Consider the following 20,145-nt stretch of genomic DNA (forward strand, 5'->3'; position numbering starts at 1 on the left):
TTCATTCAAACCTCCATTTGGGAAGTTTGAATCAGAAATCAAACCCAATGGGAATCCTGATTGTCCACAGGCCCTAGTTTGTAAGAAATTGAGAGATACCAATTTTCTTTTATTATATTGATGGGCCTCAAATCCAAAACCGGCACTTTCAACCTTGTAAGAATGTCACAGCGCCCCGCACCCTCTCACCAAACCAGCAGACTTGGTACCAGATGTTATTCGGGGACAAAGGACTTTCAGCTGGCTTGCTGCATGGGTCTTTGACGTAACGTGCCGCTGCTATTGCAATATTCGCCATGTGCCGTCGGGTTGGCGACACGCAATGCCCGTCCCAATGGCTGTTCGACCATCAATCGTGATACGTTGCTGGAATTCACGGCAGTACAGACCTCCTGTCGACCTGCCATCGCGGAGCACAACTATCGTTCCAGAATTTCCCGTCGTTTGATTGTTCCATCGAACAGTATCGCCGACACGTGTTGAATAGCTTTGTCGTATCGCCATGTCAGCCCGGATCCGATCGCTAGTATCCATTGACCGGCCAATCTCGCTTCCGATCAAAGATCCAATCAAAACGCCAATTCCGGTCGTGACAAGGCGGCCATCCCCACTCCCGAATTGAGATCCTACCACGCCGCCAACGACGGCACCGGTTATCCCTCCCGCCGCCTCATTTGGACGGTAAGGGCCTGGCACGCAAGCGGTCGAAAGCAAAATGAGCAGGGCCGCTGCAGTTTTTGAAAAGTGATGCATGGGTTTCATCTCCTGGGATGCGTTTCGCGCCCAACTATCGCATCCGTTCAACATCACCCTTTTGACGAATATCAATGCGCGTGGGTAAACTGGACAGATGGCTTCATGCTCGGCGCAAAATACCAAAGGGCTGTCGCCGATCAGGGGGTAACGGGTAAATCAGCAGCATGTCGCAATGGGAATGAAACCCAAAATCCGCGTTAGCCGTTTGGCAACCAATGCGGCTGTTTGTTTGTGGCCTGCCGCAACGGATTGGCGCAGCCCACACCCGGCTCGGTTAAGTGGTTCGACTATTTCCAAGCTTTACAGTCATATCTCGGAAGGGCGGTGCGAATGCTTGTGCCGCGCTACTTTTACCGATTTTTCCAACACGTAAGATATCCATTTGTGTGTTGGCCTGTCTTTGGTCCACAGGCCATTTGTCACGTCATGAACGGTTCTGTTCCCATCTGATTGACAGATATCAATTTCATCAAACTGAAACGACCTATGGTTACAGCGCCTAAAGGTGCCTTGCGGCACGGCTTGGTTGGCCATCCTCGGATCGTGGGTACGGTTGGAATCGTGCATATTTGACCTGTAAGAAACTGAAGGAGCTGAAAGTGAACAAAAATTCCAAAACGCCCACAACTGCGGTGACTGACTTGTTTACCACTGGCCTGCAAAATATGGCACGTCTTAGGCCGGTTCAGACTGCCACATTGAACGCGTGGTCTGATTTAGGGGGGGCGGCTTGGAAATTCACATCTTTGCGTATGCAGCAAGATGTCGAGGCCAAAAAGGTATTGCTGGGTTGTAAGTGCTTTGAGGATGTTCAGAAGGTTCAAACTGATTTTTTCAGCAAGGCGATTGCTGATTGCCAGGCCGAGGCTGCGCATATGATGAAGATCGTTTCGACACCATTCACTCAAGCGCAGATTAGTGCAACGCCTTCCACCAAACGCGGCTATGATAACGTACCACTTTAACGCAAAGCCCCCATAATTTATGCATAGCGGGCAGTTTCTATTTAGCTGCAACCTATTCCGGTCGCTTGGGCCATATGTATCCACAGATATTTGACGCGCGGGCCGTACCAATGGATTTGACGGTGCCAGCATGGAAGCGTTCAGTTGCGAATCAAGATGAAATCATCGCCTCTGCCCATCAATCCATGCATGGCTTTGAAAAGTCATAGCAGTGCGGTTCTCAGCCCAGAAACGGCCCCAGAAAAGCGGTGTCGCAATCAAACTTGTGTTATTGCGCACAGAGCGCTCATCGCGTCGGAGAATGAAGGGATGATCAGCCCATTACAGCACCCCCATGCCAAAGACACCGCTGAATGCTATGAGGCAATGGCAACGACAGAAACCGGCTTGTCGGATAAAGAGGCTGCCCGCAGGCTTGTAGAACATGGCCCAAACAGGTTGCCTGTGTTGCGGCGCCGCTCGCGCGTGCTTCGTTTTTTGGCGCATTTTCATAATGTTCTGGTCTATGTGCTGATCATTGCTGCAATCGTGACCGCGTCTTTGGACCATTGGGTCGATACTGGGGTAATCCTTGCCGTGGTTATCGCCAACGCCGTCATCGGGTTCATCCAAGAAGGCCGTGCCGAGGACTCGATGGCGGCCATTCGCCAGATGTTGGCGCCACAAGCGTCGGTCTTGCGGAGTGATGCACGGATCAGCATTGAGGCCTTTGATTTGGTACCGGGTGATGTGGTGTTGTTAGAGGCAGGGGATAAAGTGCCCGCCGACCTTCGATTGATCGCCGTGAAAGGCCTGCGCGTGCAAGAGGCCATCCTGACCGGCGAATCCGTGGCCGCTGAAAAAGTAACAGAGGCGGTGACGGCAGATGCAGCCTTGGGCGACCGCGTGTCGATGGCTTTCAGCGGCACCTTGGTCGTTGCGGGCACCGGCCGTGGTGTTGTGGTCGCCACTGGTTCCGCAACCGAAATTGGCCGGATCAGTGGGATGCTCGGTGCGGTCGAGGTTCTGACGACACCGCTAGTTCAGCAGACGGACCGCTTTGCGCGCTGGTTGACTGTGCTGATTTTGCTGGTTGCAGGGCTTTTATTGGTGTTCGGCTATTTTGTCGAACACATCCCGTTTTCAGATCAGTTTATGGCCGTCGTCGGCCTTGCGGTGGCTGCAATTCCCGAAGGTTTGCCAGCCGTTCTGACGATCACCCTATCCGTTGGTGTGCAAGCTATGGCGCGGCGCAATGCCATTGTGCGCCGTCTGCCTGCCATTGAAACGATTGGCGCTGTGTCAGTCATTTGCACTGACAAAACCGGAACCCTGACCCGAAACGAGATGATGGTCGCGACCGCCATAACGCCTGTCGGCAGGTTTGCGATATCGGGCCAGGGATATGCGCCTACAGGCGATGTGCAGCCTGAACCCCTGGCACAAGAGCTGCATGATCTGGGGCTGGCCGCGCAATTGTGCAATGATGCGTCCCTAGCCCTTGATGACGGAACTTGGCAAATAGCGGGTGACCCGATGGAGGGCGCTTTGCTGGCATTTGCTGGCAAGACGGGCGCCAAAGCCGATGGTTGGACACGTCTTGATGAAATTCCGTTTGAGGCGGCGCATCGCTACATGGCTGTGCTTGCCATACATTCGGACGGCACCTCTATGGCTTTGGTCAAAGGTGCGCCGGAACGCTTGCTGGGGATGTGCCGCGATCAGGCGGGGAGGGACGGGCCAGAACCGCTGGATGCTGCGTTTTGGAACACCGCAGCGCATGACATTGCATCGCAAGGGCAACGGGTTTTAGCGGTGGCGACACGCGCTCACTTGGCAGATCGCTTGGATGACACGGATTTGCAGGGCCACCTTACGCTTGTCGGGTTTGTCGGGCTTATCGACCCGCCCCGTGAAGAAGCTATTGAGGCTATCGCCGAGTGTTATCAAGCGGGCATTGCAGTCAAGATGATCACTGGCGATCACGCCGGTACAGCTGGCGCAATCGGCAAGCAAATCGGGTTGAAAAACGCGGATTCGGTGCTGACCGGTGCCGATCTGGATAGGATGACCGACGCCGAGCTGGCCGTGTCGGTGCAAAACACGCATATTTTCGCCCGCACCTCGCCCGAGCATAAGCTGCGGCTGGTCATGGCGCTGCAAGCGCATGGCTTGACCGTTGCGATGACCGGCGACGGGGTGAACGATGCCCCCGCGCTGAAACGTGCGGATGTGGGTATCGCGATGGGTATCAAAGGATCAGAGGCGGCCAAAGAGGCGGCGGAACTGGTGCTGGCGGATGACAATTTTGCCTCTATTGCGGCGGCAGTGCGCGAAGGGCGCACAGTCTATGTGAACCTGCGAAAGGTGCTTGCGTTTGAATTGCCTACCAGCTTTGGCGAAGCTGGGGTCATTCTGGTGGCTTTGCTGCTTGGGCTAGCACTGCCGATTTCACCGTTGCAGGTTTTGTGGATCAATCTCGTGACCGGAGTCACGCTTGGCCTTGCACTGGCATTCGAACCGACAGAACAGGGCACCATGTCGCGGCTGCCGCGGCCAAGCGATGCGTCTTTGGTCAGCGGGCCATTGATCTGGCATATCGTATTCGTCACGATGCTTTTCATAGTGGCGATTTTCGGTCTGTACAGCTACGTGCTCGACAAAGGCCATGCGCCTGCATTGGCACAAACCATATCGCTGAACATGCTGGTCGTGCTTGAGATCTTTCACCTTTTCTTTGTCCGCAACATCTTTGGAACATCGCTGACATGGGCCGCCGCGCGTGGGACCAAGGCAGTTTGGCTTTGCATTGCTATTATCGTTCCGGCGCAACTGGCCGTGACTTACTGGCCAGTTGCGCAGAGTCTTTTTGGCACAGCGTCAATACAGTTTGGCGACGGCGCATTGATCCTGGCCGTTGGTGTCGTATTTTTTGTGACCATCGAAGTTGAAAAACAGCTTCGATTGACCCTGACAGGCCGCCATGTAATATAGGCGTATCTCAGCGGATCACATGCACCGAACATTTTGCATGGCGCACAACCCGTGCGGCGGTACTGCCAAGGATATAATCCTCAAAACTCGGCTGGTGCGAATTAAGAATGATGCAGTCAACCGCGTGCTCGTCAGCCCATTCAAGGATGGTTCGGCCAGAGTGGCCATGGACCAACTCGGCGCGCCCATTCTCAAACCCTTGTGCCAGCTCCTTTAACTGGCTGCGAATGGCGTCATGCAGGCCGATCTCATAATTTTTCGGCATATAGGCGATGGCATAGGCCGGGATTTCTTCTTTGACATGCAAAACCGTGACGCGTGTTGCCTTGGTAGCAAGCAGCTTTGCAACCTCTAGCGACTTGTCTGGGTCTTTTTCAACGTCGAGCGCGACTGCGATCAGAATATGCTGGTACATGATGTTCTCCTTTTTTCGTAGCGGTTAAGGTTTTCTGGGGTGGTGCTTGGCATTTTGCGGACGGGCGGTGTCCTCGGGTGGAACGGCCAATACATCGACGGGAAGCCAACTTAGTAAATCTTCGGCAACACTGCCGAGCATCAGCCGCAGAATGCCAGAGCGCCCGCGGGTTCCCAGCACGACCAGATCGGGCGAAAAATCGGGAATACAATCGCGTATGGCCATATGCGGTGTTCCCTCAATAACCCTGCTATCAATCCTGAGTGGCCCAAGAGTAAGGCCACTCAGAAACCCTTCCATCTCTCTTTTCGCTTCGGCCTTTTCGGCGGCCATTTGCTTTTGCGCTAAATCGCTAGGTATTCGCCTGTCGGCCACCATATGTGGCACAGGCGGCCACAAGGCATGGACTGCGGTAATATGGATGCCATCCAGTAAACCCAAACACCCGGCCGTTTGCAGGGCAAAGCCGGATGCCTCGGACAGGTCGGTCGCAAAAAGAACGCGGCGATAGTGCGTTTTTGCGGGGCCGCGCACCGATAGCACCGGTCGGCTGCTTGCCCGCAAGACACGTTCCAAGGTGGTGCCGCGCAGGCTTTCCAGAAAGCGACGGCGGCGAGGCGCGCCCATAATGATAAGATCGTCACCCCGATCATCGGCCGCCGCAAGGATTTCTTCAAACGGGTCGCCTTTGCGGATCAGTATTTTAGGGCGGGGTGCATCAGGTTCCAGACGCGCATCAAAAAGCTCTGCCAAGATCGGGGGCGCCGCGCTTTCTTCTCCACGCAAAAGCGCGGTGGAAACGGTGTCGTCAATCACATGCAAGGCCCCGATTTTATCTGCTTGGCCAGATGCCAAGACCAGCGCTCTGTCCAGCGCGAGTTCGGATCGCGACGTAAAATCTGTGGCCAAAAGGAGCTGTTCAATCATGCCTGTCCCTGCGCATTTCAATGAGCGCTGGCGCTGGGGTCGCGTGCTATTCATCGCGGCGTTGTCAGTGGCTTCCCAAGGCTTGCGTCAGATGTATTTGTAAAGGATCATCACCTTTCTTGCGTTGATCTTGGTCAAGTCAGTCTTCGGCGGGACCTCGTGCAGAAACCATAAAGCGCGTTGCGAATTGAAATGATACCAGCGTGATTTGGGGCGCAGCATCTACGGCAGACTTGGGCGGTTTTGGACTAAAGCTGAAGAACATACGAGCCGGGTGCCGCGCAAAGGGGCGCAAAGCCCTTAGAGCGCGCGCCGGTCTTTGGGGGTGCAACCGTGCCGCTGTTTTTTGCGACCAACCATTTTATCCACGCTGGCCACCAAGATCCGCTTTCGACAGGCTGTTGCTGATGCCAAGCATCTGGCCCGATATAATGCCCACCAGCACGGCGGTGCGAGATGCGGTAATGCCGCCTAGGGTGTCCCGGTTCGCTTAGGATACCGCTGTTGTGGCCGCCTTTGGTCAGGACGAATGTCAGATCACAATCGGTGAATAGTTGGGTTTTATAAACCGATTTCCACGGCGCGACATGATCTGTCTCTGTCCCGATCACAAACATCGGCGCGGAAATGTCCTTCAGCGCGATGACCCGACCCTCGACCGCAAACCGCCCTGCCGTCAAACGGTTTTCCAGAAACAAGCCGCGCAGATATTCGGAATGCATTCTTGCAGGCATCCGCGTGCTATCGGCATTCCACACCCCCAGATCCGAAGCCAGATCGGCGCGTCCCAAGAAATAACGGCGCACCGCGCGGGAATAAATCAGATCTTCGGACCGGATGGCCGCAAAAGCGCGTGCCATTTGCGGGCGGTCCAGATAGCCTTTGTCCCACATCATATCCTCGATGAACGCAATCTGGCTTTCATCCAGAAACATCAGCAACTCGCCTGCCTCGACAAAATCGACCTGCGCAGCCATCAGCGTGATCGAGCCGAGCCGCTTGTCGCGGTCACGCGCCATTGTGGCCGCCGCGATCGCCAGAATTGTTCCGCCAAGGCAATAGCCGACCGTATGGATTTTTTGCGCAGGCACAATGGCGTTTATGGCACCCAAAGCTGCCATAACACCCCGTTTGCGATAGTCTTCCAGCGATAGATGGGCTTGTTCGGCAGTCGGATTGCACCAAGAAATCATAAAGACGGTAAAGCCCTTGCCAACCAGATACTTGACCATCGAATTATGTGGCGACAGATCAAGAATGTAATATTTCATAATCCATGCGGGAACGATCAGGATCGGCTCTGCCTGCACTGCCTCGGTTTGCGGCGCATACTGGATCAGCTCAAACAGGTCGTTGCGAAACACAACTTCACCCGGCGTGCAGGCCAGTTCTTTGCCGATTTCATAGCCAACCGGCGGGGGATCATGCGCCTGTGTCACGGTTTTCAGCCAGTCTTGCCAGAAATGCGCAGCCCCATCGGTTAGGTTGCGACCATTTGTTTTGATTGTGGCCTCAATGATCTCGGGGTTCAGCCACGGGAAATTTGACGGCGACACGGTATCCAGCAATTGACGTGTCATAAATCGCGTGCGGTCGGCATCTTCCTGCCGCAAACCGCGCAGGGGGTCGGTGGCAAAATCCCACCAGTCCTGAATGGCCAAAAACCCTTGATGCAACTGCCAAAAAGGTACGTTTTGCCAGTTCGGATGGTCAAAACGCCTGTCATAGCTTTTGGGCGGAAAGGGCGGGGCGGTTGCGCCGTTTGTGGCAATCCCTGACAGGTGCAGCGCATTGGTCTGCGCGCGTTCCGCCAGCTCAAGTATGCGCCCCGGAGACCGCAACAAATGCAGGGCCCAATCATGCCATGCCGAGATAAACGCATGCGGCGACACGCCGCCGGTCAGCCGCGCCATGCCCGCCCGCGCTGCGCGATCAAGGTTTTGATGCGGATGGGCATCATGTGGGTGAATCACGGCGGGCAGTTGCGGCGGCACAATCACAGGTGTCGCGTCTTTGGCTTTGGTCATTGGCCTTTTTCCGGTTCAAGGGGTAAGTTGCCCTTGCGCGGCTTTGCGAAAGGGTGGACCGTTGTGCCAGTGGAAAGGCAGCTTTTGATTGCGTCAAAACCCAGCGTTTCATCGGCCTCCAGCCGTTCGATCAGCAGCAGCACTTGGGGACGGTGGTCTTCCAGCACACGCATGGCCTGCTTTTCGGCCGCACGCAGCAAGTCAATAACCGCCTTATCGACCCGTGCCGCGGTCGCATCTGCAAAGCTGCGCGGTCGGGCGATTTGCTGGCCAAGGAATGGGTGATCTTCGCTTTCCCGCAGGTCCACGGGGCCAATGTCGGGGTCCATACCCCAGCGCGAGACCATTGAACGGGCAAGGGCGGTCGCACGGCGAATATCGTCATCGGCCCCCGAACTGACCGAGCCCAAAAACAGTTTTTCGGCAACCCGTCCGGCCAAAAGCGTGGTCAGTTGCACCCGTAAATACGCCTCGGGCAAGGTGTGGCGTTCATTTTCGGGCAGCATATGGGTGCTGCCAAGGCTGTGGCCGCGCGGAATGATCGTGACCTTGTACAGCGGGTCGGCGTCGGGGCTGTAGAATGCCGCAGCAGCATGTCCAGCCTCGTGTACTGCCAAGCGGTGCCGCTCATCCGGTTGGATTGCCATCGTGCGGACAGTCCCCATCATCACCTTGTCGCGGGCATCATCCAGATCGGCGGGGGAAACATCGCTACCGGACCTGCGAGCGGCAGTGATCGCGGCCTCATTCAACAGGTTTTTCAGATCAGCGCCGGAAAAGCCCGGTGTGCCTGCTGCCACCTGATCCAGATCGACATCATGGCGCAGCGGGATATCCTTGATATGCACATCCAGAATGGCACGCCGCGCCACCTTGTCCGGCAATGACAGGGTGACATGGCGGTCAAACCGGCCGGGGCGCAGCAGCGCAGGGTCCAGCACGTCGGGCCTATTGGTTGCGGCCAAGACAACCACGGCTTCGCGTGCGGTAAAACCATCCAGCTCTGCCAAAATCTGGTTAAGGGTTTGTTCACGTTCGTCATGCCCGCCGCCCAATCCTGTGCCGCGGGTGCGCCCGATGCTGTCCAACTCATCAATGAAGATAATCGCGGGGGCCTGTTTGCGGGCCTCTTCGAACATCTGGCGCACCCTGCCTGCACCAACGCCCACGAACACCTCGATAAACTCTGACCCTGAAGTCGAGAAAAACGGCACATCCGCCTCTCCGGCCAAGGCGCGGGCCAGCAAGGTTTTGCCAGTGCCGGGGGGGCCCATCAGCAAAACCCCATGCGGAACTGTGGCGCCCACCCTGCGAAAACGGTCCGGATCGCGCAGAAACTCGACCAGCTCGGACACTTCGCGCTTGGCCATATCTTGGCCCGCCACGTCGTCAAAGGTAATTTTGCGCGTGGGTTTGGTGGGTTTGGTCGAACGACCACCTATGAAATCCCCGATCCCGCCGGGCAGACCGCCGCTCAGGCCACCCCCCATCATTTTGCGGCTGATCCAGACATAGAAAACCAGAATCAAAAGCCACGGCAACAGCCAGACCAGAACCGAAGGCTCTGCCGGTTTTTGCGCGGTGACCATAACCCCTTCGCGTTCAAGCAATGGCAGCAGTTCGGGATCAGACTGGTGTGGGGTTATAGCGCGCACGCGTTCGCTGCTCTCTTGCGTTGCATCGCCCAAGGTGACCTCGATCGCGTTTTCCTCAAGCGTTGCTGCGGTCACGCGGCCTTGGCCGATCAGGGCCTTTACCTCGCTATAGGCCACAACGCGCGGTGCCGTTGTATCGCCCGTGCGCTGCACCGACCAAAGCGCAAAGAAAACCAAAATCAGGACCAGCGGCCACATCAACTGCTCGGCCGCTGGAGGAGCAGGGGGTGGTGGCGCCCCGCTTTGATTTTTCATGTCATACACTCCGGTCAAGAAATTTGTGCCTTGCCAAATGCCGGTCGCAATTGCGGCTCGACTGTTCCACTTTGGCCCACTTTTCTGCCCTTGACTTGATGGCGGTCAATAATGCGCCTTGTAATGTCGGCATTCTGCAAGCCTTGACACCAAAGGGGCCCCCAATGAAAAATGCTACCTTGCTTATCGTTCTTGGCGTCGCGGCCAAGACAAGTGACCTAGAAGTATTGGCCAACGCCGCTCGAGAGAGAAACCTGCATTTGCGCATTTTGATCCTTGGCGCGATGCCACAGCTTCCAAGCTATGTTTATGGGATGACGGCCTATGGGGCCTATGGCGTGCCCGATGATTGGCAGGCAAATGTTGATGCGTTAAACAGCGGGCTAGAGCGCACGCGAAGTCAGATCGCAGAGTATATGGCCGATCAGGGGGTCAGTGTTGATCTGCGGGTTGTCAGCGGTGCAATGGTCGATCTGTGCGATGAAGTCGTGCAACAAGCCCTGTGTTGCGATCTGATTCTGTTTGGTAACGATCTTCGCCCAGATGAGGTACTTTTTCACGAAATCCTGCACGTTGCTTTGTTCAAGGCGCCGGCCGGAGTAGTGCTGAATGGGCTGAAAAACAATGCCGTCTTTCAGCCTGCATCAGCAATCGTCGCGTGGAAAAACGGCCTTGCCGCATCGCGGGCTGTCAGGTCTGCTTTGCCCATTTTACGAGCGACCAAAGATGTCAGGATCATAGTGTTCGACCCGCGTGCGTCAGACGGTGCCGATGGCGATGCAGCGGGTTCCGAGGTTGCCGCATGGCTTAGCCACCAAGGCTGCGCGGTGACGATCGACCAATGCCCATCGGGTGGCGTCGAGGTTGGCGTTGCCTTGATGAAACGCGCCAAGGAAAACGGGGCGGCATTGATTGTAATGGGGGCCTATGGCCATTCACGTCTGCGCGAAGCGATCTTTGGCGGAACAACGAGGACGATGCTGGAGCAAACGGATCATGCAATTCTGTTGTGCCACTGAGATAACGGCAAGCCGTTTAAGCGGCGCACATGCGGTTTGCTTGGCCTTCGGCCTCTGAGATCGCGTTAAGAGAGGTTCGGCAAAATGAAACATGAAAGTCACACCCAGCCTGAGCAAATTAATGTTATCCGGTTCTTAGAAGCCGAGGCAGGAAAGGGCGCGCGCGCGGAACGTATCGACACCCATGGCGCGATGATTTTCCTGATTGGCGATCTGGCACTGAAAATCAAACGTGCTGTGAAATATGATTACATGGACCTTTCCACCGTCGAAAAGCGCCATGCCTTACTTGACCGGGAGCTGGCGTTGAACCAGCCAACAGCACTTTCGATCTATCGAAATGTGATGCCGATTGTGCGCCGCGATGATGGCACGCTTGCCTTGGGGGTCAAAGGGGCAGCGGTCGAATGGGTTCTTGTGATGAATCGCTTTCGACCCGAGGCAGAGCTGACCCATATCGCCGCAAGGGGCGGTATTGATGACGATTTGGCCCAAGCTCTGGGCAAGGCGATAGCCCGCTATCACCGCGCCGCCCCGGCGCGCAATTTGGGCGGCGCGGTTTTGATTATGGAGATATTGGAAGAGCTTGGCCGTGTTTTTGCGACAATGCCAAAAAGTTTTTGCACGGATGGCCAAGCTTGGGTCGCACAAGCACGGGCCATATGGTCCAATCAAAAAAGGTACCTGAATCTGCGGTCGCGGCAAGGTCATATCCGCCGGTGCCACGGTGACTTGCATTTGCGCAATATCGTGATGATCGACGGTCGCCCCACGCCCTTTGACGCGTTGGAATTCGATGAAAGGTTGGGAACCTGCGACACGCTTTATGATCTTGCCTTTTTGCTGATGGATCTGGATCACCTTGGCATGCGACACTCGGCGAACTTGGTTTTGAACGCCTATCTGCCGGCAACAGGCGCGGGCCTTGCGCAGGCGGGGTTGTCGCTTTTGCCTCTTTACCTTGCGGTTCGGGCGGCCATCCGGGCAATGGTCGACATGCAGACAGCAGCGGTGTCCGAAAACAGCGACAGTTTCGTGCGTGATGCGCGCGGCTATCTGGCGCGGGCGGCGGGGTATCTGAGGCCGCAGCCGCCTGTTCTGGTTGCGATCGGCGGCTTTTCCGGCACGGGTAAAACCACAATTGCGCGGGCGGTTGCCCACCAGATTGGTGCGGCCCCCGGCGCTATTCACATCCGCAGCGACGTTGTGCGCAAGACGCTGCTGCATTGTGATCCGTTGGACCATTTGGCAGCCAGTGGGTATTCGCCGCAGATCACAGATCAAACCTATGCTGAACTGCGCAAGCAGGCAGGCCAGATATTGCACCAGCGCCATTGCGCCATACTGGATGCGGTGCATTGCGACCCCGCTACGCGCCAAGCTGCACAAGATGTAGCGACGGCCACTGGCTGTGCGTTTGTCGGGATATGGCTGGACTCGCCGCTCCAAACGCGGCTTGATCGGGTGGCATCGCGCGGCCCAGACGCATCCGACGCGGATGCGCATGTTGTGCGGCGGCAAGCTGACAACGATCCGGGCCGGATGGGTTGGTTTCGGATAAACACGGATCAACCGCTTGAGTCAGTTCTAAAAGACGTTTCAATTCTACTTGATTCTGCTTTGGCACCGTGGCCTTCTGTTGGTGGGGGTGAGAATGTGGGGTAAGCCCATGCGCGTTTTACCCAATCACCCTGTTTCGTTTTAGCGGGTGAGCGATGCTAGGCATGTCGTGGTCACTATTCGGCAGGCCACTGCCCAAGCCACCATCGCCAGTTGCCAGCACATGATGCCATTCTTGCCTTAGCCAAACGGCAGCCCCCTAAATCACGTCAATCGGGCCACAGGTCGCAAATCGCCCCTGGAAGGCCCGCTTTGATATCCCTGATCTCCCCTTCGGAAATCCGATTTTCCAAAGTTTTGAATACCTCTACAATATCTGATACCCCGCGCCATTCTTGTGAGTCCGACAGATGTGCAGCAATGGCATCAGTAAAGCTTTCGGCCTTGCGGTCGCGCACGGGCGTATGGAGCTATGCGGGAATTTGATGGCGTGGATGCCCCCTCCCGACGGCATCCACGCCATCAAATTCAACCATAGCTCGGCGTATGAGATGGTTGCCAGCCTTCAAAAAACATGCCCCGGATCAGCAATGGCATCTGCGCAGACAACTGCGCCACTTCGTCATGCCCCAAATGATTGCGGATTTGCACCAATGTGATCCGCAGCAACCTCAGCGCATCACGGCTACTGCTCCAATCCAGTCGCTCACGCAACTCATTGATCCATTCATGGGTCAGTTGCACAGTATGATCGATTACTTCCAAACCTTGGGCTGACATCTTATCCTCCTGTTACGTGTTGTGTCGTCATGAGCCAAAACCGAAACTGAGATTGTGGCCGATTTGGCCTTGTTCGATTGTGCTGTTCGCTGATGGGTGCAGCTAAATAGGGACGTAAACACCGCCCCCAAAGCGGGGTATCTGTGCCTCTCGCCGATCGCCGAAAACGAACCGCGCGAGGGTTAAAACAAGCAGCTTCAATTCTGTCGGCACAAGCATTCTCCATTCTCACTGCTTTTGAATGATGCACCTGTCCCGACCCCCTTGAATTGATCGGGGTCAAGTTAGGGTTGCATTTATGCGTTTGGATTTCGTTTTGTTTGACGTCGGGGCGTCTCTGATGTGCCAACGGATGGCAGAGGCACAGGAAAGCCAATCTATGCAAAGGTTTGGTAGCCTCTCCGCGATTGCAGTTTTGCAAGCTGCTGTTCGTTCGTTGTTAGGTGTCAATGCGCGGGCCGGTGCAACTTGCCAAGTTGGCTGGGCAGGTTGAGAATCAGCCAGCATATTCAGGAGAACACATCATGAAAGACACAGAGCTTAGGCAGGACGTCCTTGACGAACTTGAATTCGAGCCGAGTATTGATGCCGCCGATATTGGCGTTGCTGTCGAGAATGGCACAGTGACCCTTACGGGGCATGTACCGACCTATTCGCAGAAGCGGACCGCCGAAAATGTGGTCAAGCGGGTCAAAGGGGTGCGTGCGATTGCCCAAGAAATTGAGGTTCGTCCCCTTGGAACACATCTGACAGCAGATGACGAAATCGCCAAGCGTGCCGTCAGTTCGCTTGGCTGGAACAGTTCCGTTCCGACCAACGCCATTCAGGTAAAGGTCGAAGGCGGTCTGGTTTCGTTGACAGGCAAGGTCAAGTGGCACTTTGAAAAGCAGGCGGCCGAGCAGGCAGTGCGTTATCTGGCAGGTGTCAAAGGCGTGGCAAACTCGATCGAGATTATACCATCCGCCAGCCCGTCGGATGTGCGTCAGCGGATCGAGGACGCTTTGCGGCGCGATGCCGAACTGGAAGCAAAGCGCATTCAGGTCAGGGTTGATGATCGCAGGGTCACGCTTGATGGCAAAGTCCGAACATGGGCCGAGCGTGATGCCGCCGAGAGAGCCGCTTGGGCTGCGCCGGGTGTGTCGTTTGTGGTGGATCACATCGCAATCGGCAGCTGAAGCCTGACAGACCAACCTGAAAGCCGGGCTGTGATATTGGCCCGGCTCGAGTGTGTGGCGCGCCAACTTTGCGTCACAAGATTTCTTTGGCGGGGTTAGCGCAATTTTCACAGGTTGGCGGGAAGGGCATAAAACGAGCCTTTATCACCGTGATAGAAGCACGGGCAGTTTGGCCTTTTTCAACAGATGGGTTGTAACGGCACCCACCGCAAAACCATAGATTCTGGAATCCCCAAACGCCCCGACCACCAACAGATCGACTTCGGTATCTATCAAGACGCGAAGCAGGTCTTTGCCACGGTTTTCGACCGTCGCCATCCTATCCGCAGTTCTGACTTTGAAACCACGCCGATCAAGTGCCGTGGCAAAATCGTCGCGGCTGTCAAATCCGGCTTGCACACCAACTGTCCGAGCAACAACCCGGATAAGATCGATGTCTGCACCGGCTTTCGCAAGGTCAAGCGCGTCATGTGCTGCACGCGTTGCTTCACACGTTTCGCTCCAGCCGACGGTAATATTCTGGAAGGTGGCGTTCAAGGCGGATTCGGGTGAAACAACAAGCACCGGGCAACCAATGTTGCGGATCAATCGATCCACCATTGCCCGATCATCGGGCGAACGGGTGCCCGACCCATGGCCTCCAATCATGCCAAGGTCTGACCCGCGCGCAGAGGATAACAAAAAATCCTCACTGTCATATAAGATTTCTTGTCGACGAAATTCGGCGGAAATGCCATTTTTCCGCATCTGTTCGCCAAACAGGTCGCGGATTTTGTCGGATTCGTTCCTCCCCCACTCTTGCAGAGTGGAATAGACCATTGGAAGGTTGGCAATTCCATCCAAGAAAACAACCGACGAGTGAGCGTGCAGTCCGGTCACATGCGCATCAAGCGCCGTTGCAATTGTGATTACCTTGTTGATAAGCCACTCAGCCTCGGATGAGACTAGAAGGCCCAATGCGATTGTTTTGACAGGAATTTTTGCAGAGCTTCGGTTTAGATGCCGTCGGATCGGGCGGTGGCACATATCTGCCTTTTACCCCGCCTTGGTTGCGCACCGGACGTCACGGCAATCGGTCGGTTTATCCAATTGTTTCGCGGTGTTCGGCTTTGGAAAAACAGGGCAACGCCTTTCCGGGTTTCACGTCTCTTGCACTGTTCAATAGCTTGTCGATGCCGCATTGCTCATGGCGCGCGAAAAGCTGCAGCTTTACCCTATTTGTGACCCTGATCTTGGTTGGGGTTATCAGGTCGATTGCCCCACGCTCTGACAGCTGGTGCAGCCCGCGGCACAGTGTTTCCACGGTCATATCCAGCAGTGAAGCAAGATCACGACGCGTCAGGTTAACCTGAACGAGCGGCGCGCTGAAATCGCGGGTTTTCGGGATCTGTTGATAGATCCAAAACGCAATGCGTTGCAACGTGTTGCGTCCGCGCATTGCCGCAGTCCAAAGCCGCTGCGTTTCAAGTTGATGTGCAATGACCCCTATATAAGCCCGATTCAGCTGCGGGTTTTCTTGCATCATGCCGTCCAGGGCCTGCCGATTTATCCAGCAGATACTGCTAGGGGTGGCCGCCTCCCATGAAAATACGTTGCTCTTTTGGCAGGGATCGCCAACGAATTCCCCCGGCTCAACAAGCTGGAGCAAATGGTTCTCGCCGTCTTCAGTAATCAGGACTATCTTGACCACCCCCGAGGCGACAATTCCCAGCTTTTCAGAGCGTTCGCCTTGCGGGGCAATTTCTTCGCCGGGTTGATAGCTCATAGGGTGGCCCCGCATGGGTGAAATAGCACAGGGCGTTTCACCCAGCGCCCCGCAAAGCCCGATGTGGCGTGCTGCACAAGAGGCACAGTGGTTGGACGTCTGCTGTTGCATGCCCATGAAATAGACCATCAATCTCTCCCCCCAAAGTCATCGTGCGCGTTCACCAAGGCAAAGAAACGAGGATTGGCTTGCACACTTAATCCATGCATTATCTTTAAACGAGTTTAGCGAATTCGTCTGTGTCAGAATTGTTGAGAATTGTACGTTGAGGGTTTTCAAGCCCAACCTTTTTCTGGGGTGTGAGGGGGACATGATTGATATGTCAGACAAGAAAGATTCACCAAACTTCAATGCTCTAGACAGTCGGCTGGCAGTGTTCATCTCAGAAACGCCGGCCGCCATAGCCATGTTCGATTGCGACATGCGGTTTATTGCATGGTCTCAGCGATGGGCGGAACGCTATGCTATGGGGGGCCGAAACCTTGCTGGCAAAACGCATTATGATGTGTTTCCCGATCTGCCTGCACACTTGCGGGAAGCACACAATCGTGCCCTTGCTGGTGAAGACGTGTTTTGCCCAGAAGAACGTGTTGAATATCCCGATGGGCACATTAATTGGGAACGCTGGCGGATCAAGCCGACCACCGATTCTAACGGGAATATCGTCGGCATAACGGCATTCTCTGAGGTTATAAACCGGCAGAAAACGGTCGAGACGCAGCTAAAGAACAGTGAAACCCACCTGCATCTTATGATCGACGCATTAGGGTTAGGGCTGTTAGACAGAGATTTGACGACAGGGGGCTGCAATCTGAGCGACACATTTCTACAGCTGCTCGGCTTGGACAAACAGGGCCTGCCGAAGGATGTTGCTGATTGGGGCAATGCACTGAACCCATCCGACTCCGTAGCTTTCATTGATGCGTGGAATGGCACAAAAGAGCCTGCCAACGACGGTTTGTTCAAAACCGAACTGGAGCCGGTCGTAGCGGGCACAAAGCGCCACATGCAACTTATCGGGCGCGTCTTGTTCACTGATGTGAACGGTCAGAAAATGCCGTCGCGGTTAATAGGCATATTGATAGACGAAACCGAACGCCATGACTTGCAGAAATCCCTCGCGCGGTCGCGTGGGCTTGAGGCCATTGGCAGAATTTCCGGCATCATCGCGCATGATTTCAACAACCTGCTATCCGTCATTCAGGCCAATCTTGAACTGGCTGCGATGCGGGTGTCTGACGAGGCCGCCAACGAACTATTGCAAAGCGCGATTGACGCGGCTGCGATGGGGGGCGACTTTAATAAAAAGCTGCTTAGCTTGTCGGGAGACAAGGACGATCAGGCGCCGCCCATTCAGTTGGACAAACACATACTTCGGATGTGGTCCATGCTGGAACGGATACTTAACGAAGACATATCCTTGCATTTCATTCCCGGTGCCGAAGATCTTTGCACGCGCATTGATTCAGCCGAATTGGACGGTGCCATCCTGAATCTGGTCGTCAACGCCCGTGATGCGCATTTGAACGGTGGCAAGATAGTTATCGCCACATGCGCGGTCGACTTAAATACCGAAGCGGCCGCGCGCTATGCCGAAGGAAAGCCGGGGCGCTATCTGGAGTTGAGTGTGTTAGATACCGGCATAGGGATGTCACCTGCAGATCTGCAAAGGGCTCGAGAGCCGTTTTTCACCAGCAAAGGGCCGACAATGGGCAAGGGCCTAGGGTTGACCAGTGTCGACACCTCGATAACAAAGGTCAACGGGTTCTTGGCAATCAACTCCGAACTGGGCAAGGGAACCAAGGTGTCGCTTTTTCTGCCGGTGGCCGAATGCCCCACGGAAAAACCGGTTCAACAAGACGAAATGCCCTTTGGGAACGGCCAGTTGATTCTTGTCGTCGAAGACGGTGCGATGGTTCGCGAAGCCACGATGAAACGTCTCGAGGCGCTTGGCTATGCCGTGATCGAAGCCAGTGACGGGGCAGAGGCACTCCAGTTGTTGGCTGATGGCGAGCCGGTCGACCTTGTTTTTTCGGACATGGTCATGCCGGGCGAAATTTCGGGCTACGACCTTTTGGGCATCGTCCGGCGCCACTATCCCAAAACAGCAAGGCTCTTGACGTCCGGTTATACGTCTGCGCGCAGCAGGCCGCCAAAACCAGACGGTCCGCTTCCGGAATTACTTAGAAAGCCCTATTCAATGGCAGTTCTGGCGCGGGCGATAGAGCGTGCGCTTATGTTTCCTCAGGAATAGCGACGACATCGCCGCTGAAAACATAACCTACGCCACGCACAGAGCGTATCAAGGGCGATAGCTCATCCGGTTGCCCGATTTTGCGGCGCAGCCGCGCAACATGCCCGTCAATCGACCGATCAAGATGCGACCAGTCGCGCCCGTATAAGGCATTCGATATTTCATCGCGGCTTAGAACCCGCCCCGGGTTGCGCACGAAGAGTTCTAGCAACTGCAATTCCATGCTTGTCAGGTCCAGCGGTGTGCCGTCGCGATCCTGGGCCACCATGCGCTTTAGGTCCAGTTCGCTGTGATCAAACACAATCTTTGTAGGCGCATCGACGGGGTTTTGATAACTCTCTAGCGTCTTTTGCAACCTCAGAACAACTTCACGGATATGGAAGGGTTTGACGATGTAGTCATCCGCTCCACACTCCAGCCCCCGAACGCGGTCATAGGGCTCGTGACGGCCCGAGATCATGACCACAGGGGTGTTCCACTGCTGGCGCATTTCCAAGGCGATTTTAAGCCCGTCATCTTTTCCCAAATTGAGATCAAGAGTGATGATAGAAATTCTATTCCCACGCAAAGCCTCAAGCATTGTTGTGCGGTTCCATGCCTCGTACACCTGCCACCCTTGTGCCTCTAACCCAAGCCGCAGACCCTTGCGGACATCGGGGTCGTCTTCAACAATAAGAACGGAAATCTCACTCATTTATTTTTGCACCTTCAGTCATTTTTTGCGGAAAACGGGGCACAACGAAACCAAAAATATCAAATATCGCTTTACGCTTTACGCTCTACGATATCGGCACCTTTTTCAACGCATAAAATTGAATATTAGCATGTGATTAAGTCAGCAAGGATGTCCTGCCACGATTTACAATGCGTCAATTGAATATTTTGTTACTATAAAACAGATATTTGTCAAGGAAAGTAGACGAAATCCAAGCCGCCAGAACTGAAATCGACGAAGGCTTTTGTGCCAAAGGATTCATGCCCGGCTGACGGCAATTCAACGGCAAGCGGATATCAGAACGGCCCCGTATTGCGGGAAACGCTCGGCCATCCGGGCATTGACGGCTGTCAATGCGCCCACATGGCGTTCTGGCCATCCTGTAAAGAAATTGGAGGGTTACACCATGAAATTTTCGGTCATACTTTTCCCGCTATTTCTTACCAGCGCCGCCATGGCGCAAGAGCAAAGGGAAGATTGGGGAAAGCACTATTACACTCAATACTGTGCCACATGCCATGGTGACGAGGCCAAGGGAGATGGCGATCTGACTGAATTGCTGATCGTTAAAGTGCCAGACCTGACAACGCTTAGCCAGCGCAATGATGGTAAATTTCCCTTGCTGCGTGTGATTCACATTATTGACGGGCGCAGCGGATTGCGGGCGCATAAAGAGCCGATGCCAGTCTATGGCGCCCTATTTCGTGAGGAGTTGCAACCCTCGTCCGGCATGATGGGCGGGGCCGAGCCGCAGATACGGGGCCGTGTGTTGACCATCGCAGAATACCTGCAATCCATCCAGCAATAGCCGTTGACTATTCCGGCGGTGAACTGATGCGGTGGATGCCCCCACCCCAACGGCATCAATTGTGCCAAGATGGTTTTATTGCAACCAAGCAGAGGG

Annotated in this window: 16 protein-coding genes; 7 read left to right on the forward strand and 9 right to left on the reverse strand. The window is 55.2% G+C overall.

Going from position 1 to position 20,145, the window contains the following annotated elements; all coding sequences use genetic code 11:
• Window positions 1-279 precede the first annotated feature (279 nt).
• Complete coding sequence (locus tag ACEN2J_RS18765; RefSeq protein ID WP_442108024.1) at window positions 280-807, reverse strand: RT0821/Lpp0805 family surface protein; 528 nt, start codon at window positions 805-807, stop codon at window positions 280-282.
• 548 nt (window positions 808-1,355) lie between these two features.
• Between ACEN2J_RS18765 and ACEN2J_RS18770 the strand changes: the two genes are divergently transcribed.
• Window positions 1,356-1,721 carry a hypothetical protein gene (locus ACEN2J_RS18770; RefSeq protein ID WP_442107994.1) on the forward strand — a complete coding sequence of 122 codons (366 nt, stop codon included), beginning with the start codon at window positions 1,356-1,358 and terminating at the stop codon, window positions 1,719-1,721.
• A 309-nt stretch (window positions 1,722-2,030) separates the two neighbouring features.
• Window positions 2,031-4,694: an HAD-IC family P-type ATPase gene (locus ACEN2J_RS18775; RefSeq protein ID WP_442107996.1), complete on the forward strand. Its 2,664-nt coding sequence runs from the start codon at window positions 2,031-2,033 to the stop codon at window positions 4,692-4,694.
• 7 nt (window positions 4,695-4,701) lie between these two features.
• Here ACEN2J_RS18775 and ACEN2J_RS18780 read toward each other — a convergent pair whose 3' ends face one another.
• From ACEN2J_RS18780 to ftsH, 4 genes are all read right to left on the reverse strand, one after another.
• Window positions 4,702-5,109 (reverse strand): universal stress protein, encoded by a 408-nt coding sequence (locus ACEN2J_RS18780; protein WP_442107998.1) that lies wholly within the window; start codon window positions 5,107-5,109, stop codon window positions 4,702-4,704.
• Window positions 5,110-5,133: 24 nt separating this feature from the next.
• Window positions 5,134-6,036: a universal stress protein gene (locus ACEN2J_RS18785; protein ID WP_442108000.1), complete on the reverse strand. Its 903-nt coding sequence runs from the start codon at window positions 6,034-6,036 to the stop codon at window positions 5,134-5,136.
• A gap of 248 nt (window positions 6,037-6,284) precedes the next feature.
• The gene (locus ACEN2J_RS18790) at window positions 6,285-8,063 is read right to left on the reverse strand and encodes a PHA/PHB synthase family protein (protein WP_442108002.1); all 1,779 of its coding nucleotides are present in this window, start codon (window positions 8,061-8,063) and stop codon (window positions 6,285-6,287) included.
• Window positions 8,060-9,973, reverse strand: coding sequence for an ATP-dependent zinc metalloprotease FtsH (gene ftsH, locus ACEN2J_RS18795; protein WP_442108004.1), 1,914 nt, complete (start codon window positions 9,971-9,973; stop codon window positions 8,060-8,062). The genes ACEN2J_RS18790 and ftsH overlap by 4 nt, the downstream gene beginning before the upstream one ends.
• 164 nt (window positions 9,974-10,137) lie before the next feature.
• Here ftsH and ACEN2J_RS18800 point away from each other — a divergent pair, with 164 nt between their 5' ends.
• Window positions 10,138-10,992, forward strand: coding sequence for a universal stress protein (locus ACEN2J_RS18800; protein ID WP_442108006.1), 855 nt, complete (start codon window positions 10,138-10,140; stop codon window positions 10,990-10,992).
• A gap of 84 nt (window positions 10,993-11,076) precedes the next feature.
• The gene (locus ACEN2J_RS18805) at window positions 11,077-12,657 is read left to right on the forward strand and encodes an AAA family ATPase (protein WP_442108008.1); all 1,581 of its coding nucleotides are present in this window, start codon (window positions 11,077-11,079) and stop codon (window positions 12,655-12,657) included.
• 423 nt (window positions 12,658-13,080) lie between these two features.
• Here the strand turns inward: ACEN2J_RS18805 and ACEN2J_RS18810 are convergent, their stop codons facing one another.
• Window positions 13,081-13,332: a DUF2267 domain-containing protein gene (locus tag ACEN2J_RS18810; protein WP_442108010.1), complete on the reverse strand. Its 252-nt coding sequence runs from the start codon at window positions 13,330-13,332 to the stop codon at window positions 13,081-13,083.
• Between the two features lie 524 nt (window positions 13,333-13,856).
• On the opposite strand from ACEN2J_RS18810, the gene ACEN2J_RS18815 reads away from it, so the two are divergent.
• Window positions 13,857-14,507: a BON domain-containing protein gene (locus ACEN2J_RS18815; protein ID WP_442108012.1), complete on the forward strand. Its 651-nt coding sequence runs from the start codon at window positions 13,857-13,859 to the stop codon at window positions 14,505-14,507.
• Window positions 14,508-14,651: 144 nt separating this feature from the next.
• Here the strand turns inward: ACEN2J_RS18815 and ACEN2J_RS18820 are convergent, their stop codons facing one another.
• Window positions 14,652-15,464 carry a universal stress protein gene (locus tag ACEN2J_RS18820; protein ID WP_442108014.1) on the reverse strand — a complete coding sequence of 271 codons (813 nt, stop codon included), beginning with the start codon at window positions 15,462-15,464 and terminating at the stop codon, window positions 14,652-14,654.
• A gap of 124 nt (window positions 15,465-15,588) precedes the next feature.
• Window positions 15,589-16,272 carry a Crp/Fnr family transcriptional regulator gene (locus tag ACEN2J_RS18825; protein WP_442108016.1) on the reverse strand — a complete coding sequence of 228 codons (684 nt, stop codon included), beginning with the start codon at window positions 16,270-16,272 and terminating at the stop codon, window positions 15,589-15,591.
• 310 nt (window positions 16,273-16,582) lie between these two features.
• On the opposite strand from ACEN2J_RS18825, the gene ACEN2J_RS18830 reads away from it, so the two are divergent.
• Complete coding sequence (locus ACEN2J_RS18830) at window positions 16,583-18,526, forward strand: ATP-binding protein (protein ID WP_442108018.1); 1,944 nt, start codon at window positions 16,583-16,585, stop codon at window positions 18,524-18,526.
• Here ACEN2J_RS18830 and ACEN2J_RS18835 read toward each other — a convergent pair.
• Window positions 18,507-19,220, reverse strand: a complete 714-nt coding sequence (locus ACEN2J_RS18835) for a response regulator transcription factor (protein WP_442108020.1) — start codon at window positions 19,218-19,220, stop codon at window positions 18,507-18,509. The two genes, ACEN2J_RS18830 and ACEN2J_RS18835, sit on opposite strands and share 20 nt — an antisense overlap.
• Window positions 19,221-19,647: 427 nt before the next feature.
• On the opposite strand from ACEN2J_RS18835, the gene ACEN2J_RS18840 reads away from it, so the two are divergent.
• Window positions 19,648-20,049: a c-type cytochrome gene (locus ACEN2J_RS18840; RefSeq protein WP_442108022.1), complete on the forward strand. Its 402-nt coding sequence runs from the start codon at window positions 19,648-19,650 to the stop codon at window positions 20,047-20,049.
• Window positions 20,050-20,145: the final 96 nt, after the last annotated feature.

The sequence above is a fragment of the Pseudorhodobacter sp. W20_MBD10_FR17 genome (genome assembly GCF_052119765.1).
GTDB lineage: Bacteria > Pseudomonadota > Alphaproteobacteria > Rhodobacterales > Rhodobacteraceae > Pseudorhodobacter.

What these genes read in the sequence shown, in the direction of transcription:
- ACEN2J_RS18765 (WP_442108024.1), bottom strand. Translation starts at nt 807, where the DNA reads ATGTTGAACGGATGCGATAGTTGGGCGCGAAACGCATCCCAGGAGATG.
- ACEN2J_RS18775 (WP_442107996.1), top strand. Translation starts at nt 2,031, where the DNA reads ATGATCAGCCCATTACAGCACCCCCATGCCAAAGACACCGCTGAATGC.
- ACEN2J_RS18780 (WP_442107998.1), bottom strand. Translation starts at nt 5,109, where the DNA reads ATGTACCAGCATATTCTGATCGCAGTCGCGCTCGACGTTGAAAAAGAC.
- ACEN2J_RS18785 (WP_442108000.1), bottom strand. Translation starts at nt 6,036, where the DNA reads ATGATTGAACAGCTCCTTTTGGCCACAGATTTTACGTCGCGATCCGAA.
- ACEN2J_RS18790 (WP_442108002.1), bottom strand. Translation starts at nt 8,063, where the DNA reads ATGACCAAAGCCAAAGACGCGACACCTGTGATTGTGCCGCCGCAACTG.
- ftsH (WP_442108004.1), bottom strand. Translation starts at nt 9,973, where the DNA reads ATGAAAAATCAAAGCGGGGCGCCACCACCCCCTGCTCCTCCAGCGGCC.
- ACEN2J_RS18800 (WP_442108006.1), top strand. Translation starts at nt 10,138, where the DNA reads ATGAAAAATGCTACCTTGCTTATCGTTCTTGGCGTCGCGGCCAAGACA.
- ACEN2J_RS18805 (WP_442108008.1), top strand. Translation starts at nt 11,077, where the DNA reads ATGAAACATGAAAGTCACACCCAGCCTGAGCAAATTAATGTTATCCGG.
- ACEN2J_RS18810 (WP_442108010.1), bottom strand. Translation starts at nt 13,332, where the DNA reads ATGTCAGCCCAAGGTTTGGAAGTAATCGATCATACTGTGCAACTGACC.
- ACEN2J_RS18815 (WP_442108012.1), top strand. Translation starts at nt 13,857, where the DNA reads ATGAAAGACACAGAGCTTAGGCAGGACGTCCTTGACGAACTTGAATTC.
- ACEN2J_RS18825 (WP_442108016.1), bottom strand. Translation starts at nt 16,272, where the DNA reads ATGAGCTATCAACCCGGCGAAGAAATTGCCCCGCAAGGCGAACGCTCT.
- ACEN2J_RS18830 (WP_442108018.1), top strand. Translation starts at nt 16,583, where the DNA reads ATGATTGATATGTCAGACAAGAAAGATTCACCAAACTTCAATGCTCTA.
- ACEN2J_RS18835 (WP_442108020.1), bottom strand. Translation starts at nt 19,220, where the DNA reads ATGAGTGAGATTTCCGTTCTTATTGTTGAAGACGACCCCGATGTCCGC.
- ACEN2J_RS18840 (WP_442108022.1), top strand. Translation starts at nt 19,648, where the DNA reads ATGAAATTTTCGGTCATACTTTTCCCGCTATTTCTTACCAGCGCCGCC.